Source organism: Winogradskyella litoriviva (assembly GCF_013249065.1).
Classification (GTDB): domain Bacteria; phylum Bacteroidota; class Bacteroidia; order Flavobacteriales; family Flavobacteriaceae; genus Winogradskyella; species Winogradskyella litoriviva.
In genome coordinates this window covers 67616-81032 of record NZ_JABRWQ010000004.1, presented here as the reverse complement: position 1 = coordinate 81032, position 13417 = coordinate 67616, and the positions used below count along the sequence as shown (strand labels likewise).

Below are 13417 nucleotides of genomic sequence, written 5' to 3'. Positions count from 1 at the left end.
TAGATGAAAACTATTTTTACTTTTTATTTTACATTTTTCACCCTTTTAATATTTTCTCAAGATGTTGCAATATTAAAATATAAAGGTGGAGGCGATTGGTATAGTAACCCTACAGCATTGCCTAATTTAGTGAAATATTGTAATGAAAATATCGACACCCAAATTAATGAAAGTGTTCAGACTGTAGAAGTTGGTAGTACAGATATTTTTCAGTTCCCATTTTTACACATGACAGGTCATGGAAATGTGTTTTTCAGTGAAGATGATGCACAAAATCTAAGAAACTATCTTATCTCAGGTGGGTTTCTTCATATTGATGATAACTACGGTATGGAACCCTACATTACAAAAGAGCTAAAAAAAGTGTTTCCTAATAGTGAACTAGTAGAAATTCCTAAAAATCATGACATTTTTAATGCTGCCTTTAATTTTTCAAACGGATTACCAAAAATCCACGAACACAATGGTAAAGCACCACAAGCTTTTGGAATTTTTCAAGAAAACAGACTGGTCTTATTATTTACCTTTGAGAGTGATTTAGGTGACGGCTGGGAAGACCAAGAAGTACATAACGACCCAGAAGATGTAAGAGAAAAAGCTCTGAAAATGGGAGCTAATATTATAAAGTATGCTTTTGAGAATTAGCTGCCAAAATAAAAACAGAAGCTAAAAAATGAAATTAAGTTACCGTTGTAGCTCTTGCAAAAAAGACAATTACTTAAAAACAAAAGCTACAGATAGATATGGCTTATTAATGGAAACAAGGGCAAATGAATTTAAGCATCGCTGTAAACATTGTGGAAACTTTACTAAAAAGCATATTAATCGTTTATATGCAGTTGATAATTATATTTATGTTTTAACAGGGTTTATTTTAGCTGCGATCACAACATATTTTTTGTGGGATTTTGGATTTATTTCTACCCTATCAGGATCAATTCCTATTTGGTTTTGGGCAGAAATGAAAAAAAAGTCTAGTAACTTTAATAGAACAATGGTAGATTAAAAAAACTCTGTTTACTTATATTTTTTTTATAAATAACTTGAAGCAACTAACTCACTACAATACAAACTTTAAAAAACAGAAACATACAATCACAGTTGTATGCGATAGCGTTAGCAACGCTCCAAATATTGGTAGTTTATTTAGAATTGCAGATGCTTTTGGAATAGAAGAAATTATATTTTGTGGTACTAATGTTTCTCTCGGTAAACGAATTAAAAAAACCTCACGTTCTACAGAAAAGTACATATCTCATTGCATTGAAGAAAATATTGAATCTCAAATTGACGCCTTAAAGTCTAAAAACTATTATCTTATTGCATTAGAAATTACTGAGCAAAGCCAACCTTTAACAGAGTTTAAATTAAACTCTAACAAACCAATTGCCCTAATTTTAGGTGACGAGAATTTTGGAATATCTGAAACTGTATTAAACCAGGTTGATAGTATAGTACATATTAATATGTATGGTAATAATAGTAGTATGAATGTGGTACAAGCTACTAGTATTGCACTTTACGAAATAACAAAACAACTTAATTCCTAAATTTGCCTTGCTGAATAAATTTCAGCATCTTTGAGTAAACAAAAAGAAATGAATTCAAAAACCATAGCCAAAGGCATTTTAAGAGCACTAGGTATAATTTTGGCAATTGCTTTAGTATTATATTTTCTTTTTAAAATTCAATCCGTTATTATCTACATTGCTATAGCAGCTGTAATTTCGCTTATTGGTAGACCAATTATTATTTTTTTAAGACGCAAACTAAAATTTAATAATACTATTTCTGTAGTAGTTACAATGGCCTTTTTACTAGGTTTATTAATAGGCTTAGTTGGTTTATTTATTCCGCTTATTGTAGAACAAGGACACAACCTTTCTCTTTTAAATATTGAAGAATTACAGGTTAATGTAGAAGACCTTTACGATCAAATAATTACTTATTTTGAATTTAATAATATTGATGTTGAGCAATCCATAAAAGACTCTAATGTACTTTCTAAGTTAGATTTTGCAATCATTCCAAATTTTTTAAATAGTTTTATCAGTGGCTTGGGTAGTTTTAGTATTGGTTTATTTTCTGTATTATTTATTTCATTTTTCTTTTTAAAAGACAGTAAATTGTTTGAAGATGGAATAATGGTATTTGTACCTAGTGGCAATGAAGAACGCTCTAAACGTTCCATTAATACTATAAAAGATTTGCTATCTCGATATTTTGTTGGTCTTATATTTCAAATTTTAATCCTTTTTATAATCTATACAATTGTACTATTAATCTTTGGTATAGATAACGCTATTGTTATTGCATTTTTATGCGCACTTCTCAACCTAGTTCCTTACGTTGGCCCTTTAGTAAGTGGATTTTTAATGTTGTTATTAAGCATGTCTAGTAATTTAGGTGAAAGTTTTAGCGACGTTATTTTACCGAAGACAACGTATGTAATGATTGGTTTTATTATAGCACAATTGGTTGACAATTTTTTTAGTCAGCCTTATATATTCTCAAAAAGCGTAAAATCTCACCCTTTAGAAATATTTTTAGTCATTGTTATAGCAGGTATTCTATTTGGAATAGTTGGGATGATTGTCGCTGTACCAACTTACACAGCAATAAAAGTTATTTTAAAAGAATTTTTATCTGAATATAAAATTGTAAAAAAGTTTACAAAAGGTTTATAAATTAATTTGAAGAAAGAACTATTAAATACTGAAATTCAAGAATTTATAAACTCAAATTTAAATTCTGACATTACAAAATTATTATTGAAAGGAGTTCCTTTTAAAGCTATAGACGCTAAACAAATTGTTGAACAAATTGAATCTAAAAAACGCTGTTTAAAAAAACTACCAAATTGGTTTAATAAAGCGAATATATACTATCCCAATAAACTAAACATTGAACAAACATCTTCAGAAACTACTGCAGAATACAAGGCTAGTTTAGTTTCTGGTACTAAACTTATTGACCTTACTGGAGGATTTGGTGTTGATACTTTTTATTTTGCTAAAAAAATTGATAAAATTACCCATTGTGAGATAAATACTGAACTTTCAGACATAGTTAATCATAATTATAAAGCACTAAATGTATCAAACATTAGATGCATAAATGAAAATGGAATTGAAGTCTTAAAACAGGTAGACCAAACGTTTGATTGGATTTATATTGACCCTTCAAGAAGAGATAATCTAAAGAAAAAGGTGTTTCTAATAGAAGATTGTGAACCTAACATAAAGGCACATCAAGCATTATTTTTAAAATACTCTAAAAATGTGATGATAAAAACATCGCCATTATTAGATTTATCAGCGATTTTAACTGAGATAAACCATGTAAAAGAAATCCACATTGTTGCAAGCAATAACGAAGTCAAAGAATTACTATGGATTATAGAAAGAAATTTTGAAGGTTCTCCAAAAGTAAAAACTGTGAATTTAAAACAAATAAAATCACAGTTTTTTGAGTATGTTTTTAATGAAGAATATAGTGCTAATGCAACTTTCAGCAAACCCCTATCCTATTTATACGAACCAAATGCAGCTGTATTAAAGTCTGGAGGTTTTAATTCAGTTAGTGAAAGTTTAAAGATTAATAAACTACATCAACATTCACATTTATATACGTCTAACGCGCTTTTAGATTTTCCAGGTAGACGTTTTATAATAAAAACTACACTACCCTTCAACAAAAAATCATTGTCAAAAGAAAATATATCTAAAGCAAATATTACTACTAGAAACTTCCCGCTTTCAGTAGATGAAATTCGGAAAAAACTAAAAATAAAACATGGTGGTAACGTTTATCTATTTTTTACAACAGATATCAATGACCATAAAATTATAATAGTCTGCTCTAAAGTATTGTAGGAACATATGAGACTATCTCATTGCTACCGTTTACTTCAATTTCATAAGCCATACAGTTATCCATCTGTATCAAAACCTTATCATCTGCTACGTTAAAATTTGAACCTTTTAAAGAAAACATAACTTCGTTTTCAGAAAAACTAGCCCAAGATGTAGTAGAATTTGGAGGAATATTTAATATTGATACAACTGTAGAACCATCTGCCGTTAAAACTTCTAAATTAAACGAAACGGTTCCGTTATTAACTACCCTTGTTTTTGGGTCTTCATTATCACAAGGTGGATTTAATGGTGCAGCTACGCTCTCATTTTCAATTGTATAGTCTTCAATTGTTGCTGTACAAGCAGAGAACAATAAGATTAGGCCAAAACTAGCCGTTAACTTTAGTAGGTTTTTCATTTTTATTTAATTTTTGAAATAAGTTTTATCCTTAAATCATTTAATTTGGGACTGCAAACATATAAAATGTATTAAACTTTACCGATAAAAAGTTTAATATTTTCGATGAAATGCACATTTTTCGGAATGAATTCAACTGAGCAAAAGCATTTATCGATAAAAATTGCAGTTCATATTTTATAAAAGGCTTTTATATTCAAATAGTTAAAACCGTAATTTTGACTTAATTCCTAAATAATTTTAAATTGTAGCACAATGAAATTCTACATATTTCATTGATTTAGTAAATATAAAAATCTCTATTTTCTTCCTATAAGGCTGATAAATACCTATTTATAGACTAGTTGAAAATCTTATTATTTTTTTTTATCAAAAACTCAATAAAAATGTTGTTTTCTTTAATATGAAAAGTTACCTTTGCATCCGCATTTTTAATGAATCACGTTCATTTATTTATTGGAGAGGTGCCTGAGTGGCCGAAAGGAGCGGTTTGCTAAATCGTCGTAGGTGGAAACACTTACCCAGGGTTCGAATCCCTGTCTCTCCGCAAAAATTTACTTCAGCATATGCGACTGAAAGTATTTTTTATTACTAAATTCGGGGTGTAGCGTAGCCCGGTTATCGCGCCACGTTTGGGACGTGGAGGCCGCAGGTTCGAATCCTGCCACCCCGACTTTTATTGATTTATTTTAGAGTTTACTCTAAATGGTCGCATAGCTCAGCTGGATAGAGCACCTGCCTTCTAAGCAGGCGGTCCTAGGTTCGAATCCTAGTGCGATCACAAAAAGCCTTAACATTTCTGTTAAGGCTTTTTTGTTTCTTATTCTGTTGGTCTTTTTTAAGTTATAATTATTAATTAAGAACGCACAATTTGCCTAATGATTACTCAGGATATTCAATCCTTAAATGGTAGATATTTGCTAATTTATGCTTTAAAACTTTTTTAATAGATTGTATCTCTTTGAAAGTAATATCAGCATTTAAAAATTGACCGGCTTCCATTTGTTTATTTATAATATTTTCAACAAAGTCATTAATCTTAGTACTAGTTGGCTCCTTTAAACTCTTTGAGGCAGCCTCTACACTATCACACATCATTAAAATAGCAGTTTCTTTACTAAAAGGTTTAGGTCCTGGATAAGTAAAATTCTTAATATCAACAAGCTCATTAGTCGCTTTTTCTTTCATATAAAAATAATAAACCAAACTCGTTCCATGGTGAGTTCTTATAAAGTCTATAACACGATCCGGCAGTTTATACTTTTTAGCCGTTTCTATACCATTTATAACATGATTAATTATAATTTTCGCACTCTCTTTACTAGATAATTCATCATGAGGATTTATACCAGTACTTTGGTTTTCTGTAAAATAGGTAGGGTTTTTCATCTTACCAATATCATGATACAAAGCACCCACTCTAATTAACATTGCATTGGCCCCAATTTCATTAGCAGAGGCCTCTGCTAAATTTGCAACATTTAATGAATGATGAAAAGTTCCTGGGGCTCTATTAGATAATTCTTTTAATAATTTAGAATTTGTGTCTGAGAGCTCTAATAGTGAAACATCTGATACTAAACCAAATATTTTTTCATACATATAAATTAATGGCTGTACAAAAAGCGTAGCTAAACCACATAGAACAAATAACCCAAAAGTTTCCCATTTAATACCTGTTAACTGTCCTTCGTGAATTACAAAAAAAGCAAAGTATGCAATGATGTAAATAAATGTAATTTGCCCAACAGATATAAATAGATTTGCTCTTTTGTATAATTCTGAAACCGTTAAAATTGTAACCATACCTGCAATGATTTGAAGAAACATATACTCATAACTATTAGGCACAATAAAACCTAAAAGTAATACAGTAAGTACATGTGCAAATAAGCCTAATCTAGCATCAAAAAAAGCTTTTAATACTAACGGTAAAATACATAAAGGCACTACATATATATATTGAGAATTAAAGTTGATAACTAAAGTCGTTAACAGAATCATCAATGCTATATTGAAAAATATAAAGGTAACCTTAGTGTTATCTAAGAATACTTCAATTCTATATTTTCTAAGAAATAATAGAAGCATTAACAATGCTAATGCAACCAAAAGTGTATAAGCTACAAGAACCCAATTATAATTCTTAGTATTCCATATATGTGATTCATACTCAGATTTTAAAGAACTTAAGATGTCATATTGATCCGATTCTATAACTTGCCCTTTGGAAACAATTAACTGATCTTTTTCAATTTGACCTCGTGTTAATGATATTTTAGACAATTCTTCTTCAAGAACTTTGTCGCTTAAAATTTTATTAAGACTAATATTAGGTTTTATGACATCGAAAAAAATTGAAATCATTCGTTTTTTTTCGTCTTCATATAAACTATTCCCTAAATCCTTTTCTATAAGTTCCCTAAGCTCTCCTAATTGATTTATGCTGCCATATTGCAGCTCATTCTGCACTTTATTAGATATTGCCAAAACTATTGTTCTGTCATCAGAGTATCCATACTCTAAATCTAAAATTCCAGGATTATACAATTTATTTATTATTGACTTTCCTTTGGCATATAAATTAGAATTCTTAATACTAACAACTGCATTAGAATCTTTAAAGACTTGATTAAATCTAACTTGATAATCCGATAAAACCTGAGATTTTATGTCCTTATTTATATCAAAATAAACTTGACTCTGTTCTTTAATTTCACGTTTTTCCTTTTCTATTTCATCACTAGATTTCTTAATCGCAAAATTAAAAGGAGCATATAAATTCTCGGATTGCCAAGGTTTACTTTTTTCAAAGGAATATCTAAATTTCCCTGTTTTAGGAAATAAGTAAACTATAAATAAGGTTGTAACTAAGTACAGCAATATTTTATAGCCTAAGGCATGATTTTTATACCATTTATTGAGGAATGCATTCATATACAATCAAATGTAATAAATATTAAAATTTTAGAAGGCTAATATCAATAATACATTCTAAAATCTCTCAAAAAATGTTTAATTTCGCAACAAATAACATCAAACGTATTTATTATGAATAAGGAAGTCGTTATCGTTTCTGCTGTAAGAACACCAATTGGAAGTTTTTTAGGAAGTTTATCTTCTGTGCCTGCACCTAGACTAGGAGCAACTGCTATTAAAGGCGCTTTAGACAAAATAAACCTAAAGCCAGACATGGTTGACGAAGTCATTATGGGCAATGTTGTACAAGCTGGTACAGGGCAAGCTCCTGCAAGGCAAGCTGCAATTTATGCTGGCTTACCTAATACAGTACCTTGCACTACAATTAATAAAGTTTGTGCGTCTGGTATGAAAGCCGTAATGCAAGCAGCGCAATCCATACAATTAGGCGATGCTGATGTTATTGTTGCTGGCGGAATGGAAAATATGAGCGCTATACCTCATTATTATCATGCACGTTCTGGTACAAAATTCGGACCGGCTACGCTAGAAGATGGTATGCAAAAAGATGGTTTAGTTGATGCCTATGATAAAAATGCAATGGGAGTATGTGCAGACGCATGTGCCACTGAGTACAAATTCTCTAGAGAAGACCAAGATGCATACGCTATTCAATCTTATGAACGTTCTAAAGCAGCTTGGGATTCTGGTAAATTTAAAGAAGAGGTTATTTCTGTCGAAGTACCTCAACGTAAAGGAGAACCTGTTATTGTTGATACAGACGAGGAATATACTAATGTAAAAATAGATAAAATTCCTGCCTTACGACCTGCATTTACTAAAGACGGAACAGTTACAGCAGCAAATGCGTCTACAATTAATGATGGTGCTGCTGCAATAATACTAATGAGTAAAGAGAAAGCAATTGAACTAGGTTTAAAACCGTTAGCAACCATTAAAGGTTATGCTGATGCTGCGCATGAACCTGAATGGTTTACTACTGCTCCTGCAAAAGCTTTACCTAAAGCATTAGCAAAAGCAAATTTAGAATTAAGTGATGTTGATTTTTTTGAATTTAACGAAGCTTTTTCTGTAGTTGGTTTGGCAAATATGAAAATTTTAGGATTAGATGACAGCAATGTTAATGTTAATGGAGGAGCTGTCTCTTTGGGTCATCCATTAGGATGTTCTGGTGCTAGAATTCTAGTAACATTAATTAACGTTTTACATCAAAATAATGCTAAACTAGGAGCTGCTGCTATTTGCAATGGTGGTGGTGGTGCATCTGCTTTAATATTAGAACGAGCTTAACCAAATTTTATGCAATACGGCATTTGCAATCTTGGCATTGTACCTATACGAATTGAACCTAGTGATATCAGTGAAATGGTAACACAAGCCTTATATGGTGATGTTTTTAAAGTATTGGAACAACGTAAAAAATGGAGTCGTGTTCGATTTGCTTTTGATAATTATGAAGGTTGGATAGATAATAAACAATACTTAGAAATTGAAGAGTCTAGCTATAATGAGATTCTTTCTTCAGATATTAATTTATCTAAAGATTTAATTGAGTTTGTTACGGACGAATCCAACAATTTGTACCCAATTCCTGTTGGGTCAAACCTTAATGGTTTACAAGTGTTAAAACATCATTTTGATGGCTCTACTATAAAATCAAATAGTGCAAAAGAAAATATTATAACAACATCTTTCTTATATTTAAATGCGCCTTATTTTTGGGGAGGCAAAACACCATTTGGTATTGACTGTTCTGGTTTTACTCAAATGGTATATAAACTTAATGGTTACAAACTACTAAGAGATGCTTCAGAACAAGCAACTCAAGGAGAAGCTTTAAGTTTTATAGAAGAAAGTGAACCAGGTGATTTAGCTTTTTTTGATAATGCAGAAGGCCATATCACTCATGTAGGTATAATAATGAAAGATAATTATATTATTCACGCACACGGGAAAGTAAGAATTGACCGTTTAGACCATAGTGGCATATACAACAAAGAAAAGAATGCACATACTCATAAACTCCGAGTGATAAAAAAAATAATATAAAAAAAGCGACTAAAATTAGTCGCTTTTTTTATTCACAAATTTGAACTTTTATTCTCTAAAATTAATTTCCACCAGCTGCTGCCGCTTCCATATCTTCGAGTTTAGCTTTCATTGCTTTATATTTATCAGTATCTCCTATTGCACTATATAAATTCATTAAATTTTTTGCTGTATTAACAGTTTCATTTAAACTCAATGACTTTTCTAAATAAGGAATAGCCTCTAAATAAAGATTATTTACTTTTGCCTTAATTGCGTCGTATTTATTATAATCTGGAGAATTACTTTCTAAAATAGCGTTCATTTCTTCAATATACTTGGCCTCATCAGATAAAATAACAAATGCCATATTTAAGTTAGCATTATTGTAATTTGGGTCAATTTCTAAAGATTTTTTATAATATTTCTTAGCTTCTTCATTATTATCAGACTCTGCTAATAAAGCGCCTAAATTATATAAGAACTCTGCATTTCCATCTGCCTTTACAGAAGCTTCGTCAATCAATTCCGTAAACTTATCTTTATTTCCTAATTTTAAATAAGTTTGTGCTTGTACAACAATTAATCCCAAATCATCAGGGTTTTCTTCTCTTGCTGCAACAGTTGCCGCTAATGCTTTTTCACTTTCACCTTGATCTGCATAAATTAAAGCAATATTCTTTACTATCTCTGAACGTCTAGATTCAGCTTTGGCATCTCTAGGTTTTATATGCGTTTTCGCTATGTTAACATTAAAATCTCGTCCTGCCTTATCTGCAAATAACACCTCTTCACCTGTTTCTTTGTCGGTAGCAAAATAATTTGTAGTTATACCTGTATAACCTAAATCTCCTAGTTCAATATAGTAGCCTAAAGCTTTTGGATAATCGTTAGCTTTAATTGATGAATATGCTGCGCTGTATAAATAAGAAGTATCCTTTGGTGATACTCTATAAACTTTTTCAAATCTATCTGCCGCTGCATCGAAGTTATTACTATTAAAAGCTTCATTTGCTTTTGTAATAAAGGTATTAAACATTTTAGATTTCATCTCATTGGCTTGCTCTGTGTATTTTAGCTTACCAATTGATGACTCTAATGTCTTTAATTCGTCTAAAGTTTCAATTGCAGAATCAATATTAGCATCTGATCCTGCGCCATTGGCATATAATGCCTGTGCTTTTAAGTAATAAAATTTCGCTTTAGACTTATCGTCCATATTTCCAATTAAAGCTTCGGCAGATTTTACCGCTGCCTTGGCGTCTAAGAAGTTTACATCTTTAAGTGCTTTTTCAATTGCTTTTAACTCATTCTTTTGAGCAAAGGACATTGAACCAACTGCAAATAATAGCACTAATGTCATTAATTTTTTCATCTTGTAATAAATAGTTTTTTTGTTAAATATTAGTTTTCGGTTTCATTATTATCAATAGCCGTGCCATCTTCATTAGAATCTTGATTATCAACAGAATCACCATTAGTTTCTTCTGCATCAATATTTTCTAAATCTTCATCATCATCTTTCATCACTTTAGCAACAGCTGCAATAGAGTCATTTCCTTTAAGGTTAATTAATTTTACACCTTGAGTTGCTCTACCCATAACACGTAAATCTGCTACTGCCATTCTAATAGCGATACCAGATTTATTGATAATCATTAAATCATCTTCATCGGTTACATTTTTAATTGATACTAAATTACCAGTCTTTTCGGTGATAGAAATTGTTTTTACACCTTTTCCACCTCTGTTGGTAATTCTGTAATCTTCTAAGCTAGAACGTTTTCCATATCCATTTTCAGAAACAACAAGAATGTTACTTTCCATATCGTCAACGGCAATCATCCCAATAACTTCATCTGTTTTTTCATCTTGAAGTCTAATTCCTCTAACACCAGAGGCATTTCTACCCATTGGTCTTGTCTTGGCTTCTTCAAAACGAATGGCTTTACCAGACTTTAAAGCTAACATCACTTGGCTTTCACCTGTAGTTAATTTAGCCTCTAATAAAACATCATCTTCTTTAATAGTAATAGCATTAATACCATTAGATCTTGGACGAGAATATTGCTCTAGAGATGTTTTCTTAACTTGGCCTTGTTTTGTCGCCATTATTACATAGTGACTATTAATATAATCTTCGTCTTTTAAATCTTGAGTACAAATAAAAGCCATCACTTTATCATCTTGCTCAATATTTATTAAATTCTGAATTGCTCTACCTTTTGAAGTTTTAGATCCTTCAGGAATTTCATATACACGCATCCAGAAACATTTTCCTTTTTGAGTAAAGAATAACATATATTGGTGGTTTGTACCAACAAATAAATGCTCTAAGAAATCTTCATTACGGGTTGTTGATGCTTTCTGGCCAACTCCTCCTCTATTCTGAGTTTTATATTCTGTAAGCGAAGTACGTTTAATATAACCAGCATGAGAAATTGTAATTACAACTTGTGCATCTGGTATCATATCTTCGATACTTAAATCTCCTCCTGCATATTCTATTGCAGAACGACGATCATCACCATACTTATCTCTAACAACTTCTAGTTCTCCTTTAATAATATCCATTCTACGATCTTTCTTATCTAAGATATCTTTAAGATCTATTATGGTTTTCATTATTTCTTCATATTCAGCACGCAACTTATCTTGCTCTAAACCTGTTAACTGACGCAGACGCATCTCAACAATAGCCTTTGCCTGAATTTCTGACAGTTTAAAACGCTCAATTAAGTTGTTACGAGCTTCATCTGCATTAGATGATGCACGTATAATTTTAATTACTTCATCAATATTATCTGATGCAATAATTAAACCTTCTAAAATATGAGCACGTTCTTCTGCTTTACGTAATTCATAAGTAGTACGTCTAACAACAACATCATGTCTATGTTCTACGAAATAATGAATTAATTCTTTTAAGTTTAATAACTGAGGACGACCATTAACTAGTGCAATATTATTTACACTAAAAGACGTTTGTAGCGCTGTATATTTATACAGTTTATTAAGAACAATGTTAGGAATAGCATCACGCTTTAATACATAAACGATTCGCATACCGTTTCTATCTGACTCATCACGAATAGAAGAAATACCTTCCATTTTCTTATCATTTATTAAATCAGCAGTTTTCTTAATCATATCTGCTTTATTAACTTGATAAGGAATCTCAGAAACGACGATACATTCTCTACCTTGTACTTCTTCAATTATTGCTTTTCCACGCATTACAATACGTCCACGACCAGTATGAAAAGCTTCTTTTACACCATCATAACCATAAATTGTTCCGCCTGTAGGAAAATCTGGAGCTTTAATGTGTTGCATTAATTCATCAATCTCTATATCATTATTCTCAATAAATGCAATTGTTCCGTTTACAACTTCTGTTAAATTATGAGGTGGCATATTAGTTGCCATACCAACCGCAATACCAGAAGCTCCATTTACTAAAAGACCAGGAATACGTGTTGGTAAAACTGTAGGTTCTTTAAGCGTATCATCAAAGTTTAATTTGTGATCTACAGTTTCTTTATCAATATCTGCTAACATATCCTCAGATATCTTTCGCATTCTTGCTTCTGTATAACGCATTGCTGCTGGACTATCACCATCTACAGACCCAAAGTTACCCTGTCCATCTACCAACATGTAACGTAAACTCCATTCTTGAGCCATACGTACCATTGCATCATAAACCGAAGTATCACCATGCGGATGGTATTTTCCTAAAACTTCACCTACAATTCTTGCTGATTTTTTATGTGCACTATTTGCTCTAATACCTAGCTCATGCATACCATAAAGTACACGTCTATGAACGGGTTTTAAACCATCTCTTACATCTGGTAACGCACGTGACACAATGACCGACATTGAGTAATCAATGTAAGCCGATTTCATTTCGTCTTCAATGTTAATTGGAATGAGTTTTTCTCCTTCTGCCATATATAAAATTAATTAGTTTTTTTGTGATTTTTCATAACGTGCTAATATAACCAAAATACCACTGTTTCTAAACAAATTCGACTTGCTTTTTAGGTTTTTTTATTAACAATATTTGATATCTTTTTAGTTAATAAGTATCTACTATTTTTCTTTGATTTAAATCCCTTTTTTACTCTCTTCGTTTACAACATTAATTAAACATATAATTTAAGGTATG

At 31.1% G+C, this 13417-nt stretch carries 11 protein-coding genes and 3 tRNA genes; 10 read left to right on the top strand and 4 right to left on the bottom strand.

The genetic code is table 11. The features are described 5' to 3' along the window. Nucleotides 1–3: 3 nt before the first annotated feature. From HNV10_RS09350 to HNV10_RS09330, 5 genes are read left to right on the top strand one after another with little or no spacing between them, the layout of a single operon-like run. On the top strand, nt 4–645 hold the full coding sequence (locus HNV10_RS09350) for a DUF4159 domain-containing protein (protein ID WP_173301087.1): 642 nt from the start codon (nt 4–6) through the stop codon (nt 643–645). Nucleotides 646–673: 28 nt separating this feature from the next. Next, the gene (locus HNV10_RS09345; RefSeq protein WP_173301086.1) at nt 674–1006 is read left to right on the top strand and encodes a hypothetical protein; all 333 of its coding nucleotides are present in this window, start codon (nt 674–676) and stop codon (nt 1004–1006) included. 37 nt (nt 1007–1043) lie between these two features. Next, entirely contained in the window at nt 1044–1550 is a 507-nt protein-coding gene (locus tag HNV10_RS09340; protein ID WP_173301085.1) for a TrmH family RNA methyltransferase, read from the top strand. Nucleotides 1551–1598: 48 nt separating this feature from the next. Further along, a complete protein-coding gene (locus HNV10_RS09335; protein WP_173301515.1) occupies nt 1599–2687 on the top strand; it encodes an AI-2E family transporter in 1089 nt (362 codons plus the stop codon). 6 nt (nt 2688–2693) lie between these two features. Continuing rightward, nucleotides 2694–3875, top strand: coding sequence for a class I SAM-dependent methyltransferase (locus HNV10_RS09330; RefSeq protein WP_173301084.1), 1182 nt, complete (start codon nt 2694–2696; stop codon nt 3873–3875). Here HNV10_RS09330 and HNV10_RS09325 read toward each other — a convergent pair. After that, complete coding sequence (locus tag HNV10_RS09325; RefSeq protein ID WP_173301083.1) at nt 3862–4275, bottom strand: hypothetical protein; 414 nt, start codon at nt 4273–4275, stop codon at nt 3862–3864. The genes HNV10_RS09330 and HNV10_RS09325 overlap by 14 nt on opposite strands. Before the next feature lie 458 nt (nt 4276–4733). Between HNV10_RS09325 and HNV10_RS09320 the strand changes: the two genes are divergently transcribed. The 3 genes from HNV10_RS09320 to HNV10_RS09310 all read left to right on the top strand — a co-directional run bounded on the left by HNV10_RS09320 (nt 4734) and on the right by HNV10_RS09310 (nt 5056). Continuing rightward, nucleotides 4734–4822: transfer RNA gene (locus HNV10_RS09320), tRNA-Ser, on the top strand. Nucleotides 4823–4873: 51 nt separating this feature from the next. Next, nucleotides 4874–4948 (top strand) — tRNA-Pro (locus HNV10_RS09315). Between the two features lie 34 nt (nt 4949–4982). Continuing rightward, a tRNA-Arg gene (locus HNV10_RS09310) sits at nt 4983–5056 on the top strand. 101 nt (nt 5057–5157) lie between these two features. Here the strand turns inward: HNV10_RS09310 and HNV10_RS09305 are convergent. Then, entirely contained in the window at nt 5158–7212 is a 2055-nt protein-coding gene (locus HNV10_RS09305) for an HD family phosphohydrolase (RefSeq protein ID WP_173301082.1), read from the bottom strand. Nucleotides 7213–7326: 114 nt separating this feature from the next. Between HNV10_RS09305 and HNV10_RS09300 the strand changes: the two genes are divergently transcribed. Then, nucleotides 7327–8505 (top strand): acetyl-CoA C-acyltransferase, encoded by a 1179-nt coding sequence (locus tag HNV10_RS09300; protein WP_173301081.1) that lies wholly within the window; start codon nt 7327–7329, stop codon nt 8503–8505. A gap of 9 nt (nt 8506–8514) precedes the next feature. Then, nucleotides 8515–9264 (top strand): C40 family peptidase, encoded by a 750-nt coding sequence (locus tag HNV10_RS09295; RefSeq protein ID WP_173301080.1) that lies wholly within the window; start codon nt 8515–8517, stop codon nt 9262–9264. A gap of 61 nt (nt 9265–9325) precedes the next feature. On the opposite strand, the gene HNV10_RS09290 is transcribed toward HNV10_RS09295, so the two are convergent. Both HNV10_RS09290 and gyrA read right to left on the bottom strand, forming a co-directional pair. Next, complete coding sequence (locus HNV10_RS09290) at nt 9326–10618, bottom strand: tetratricopeptide repeat protein (RefSeq protein WP_173301079.1); 1293 nt, start codon at nt 10616–10618, stop codon at nt 9326–9328. A gap of 29 nt (nt 10619–10647) precedes the next feature. Continuing rightward, nucleotides 10648–13200, bottom strand: coding sequence for a DNA gyrase subunit A (gene gyrA / locus HNV10_RS09285; protein WP_173301078.1), 2553 nt, complete (start codon nt 13198–13200; stop codon nt 10648–10650). Nucleotides 13201–13417: the final 217 nt, after the last annotated feature.

Bases quoted from the DNA above. Each gene is read 5' to 3' on its own strand.
- HNV10_RS09335 (WP_173301515.1), top strand. From the start codon at position 1,599: ATGAATTCAAAAACCATAGCCAAAGGCATTTTAAGAGCACTAGGTATA.
- HNV10_RS09305 (WP_173301082.1), bottom strand. From the start codon at position 7,212: ATGAATGCATTCCTCAATAAATGGTATAAAAATCATGCCTTAGGCTAT.
- HNV10_RS09345 (WP_173301086.1), top strand. From the start codon at position 674: ATGAAATTAAGTTACCGTTGTAGCTCTTGCAAAAAAGACAATTACTTA.
- HNV10_RS09300 (WP_173301081.1), top strand. From the start codon at position 7,327: ATGAATAAGGAAGTCGTTATCGTTTCTGCTGTAAGAACACCAATTGGA.
- gyrA (WP_173301078.1), bottom strand. From the start codon at position 13,200: ATGGCAGAAGGAGAAAAACTCATTCCAATTAACATTGAAGACGAAATG.
- HNV10_RS09290 (WP_173301079.1), bottom strand. From the start codon at position 10,618: ATGAAAAAATTAATGACATTAGTGCTATTATTTGCAGTTGGTTCAATG.
- HNV10_RS09295 (WP_173301080.1), top strand. From the start codon at position 8,515: ATGCAATACGGCATTTGCAATCTTGGCATTGTACCTATACGAATTGAA.
- HNV10_RS09350 (WP_173301087.1), top strand. From the start codon at position 4: ATGAAAACTATTTTTACTTTTTATTTTACATTTTTCACCCTTTTAATA.
- HNV10_RS09325 (WP_173301083.1), bottom strand. From the start codon at position 4,275: ATGAAAAACCTACTAAAGTTAACGGCTAGTTTTGGCCTAATCTTATTG.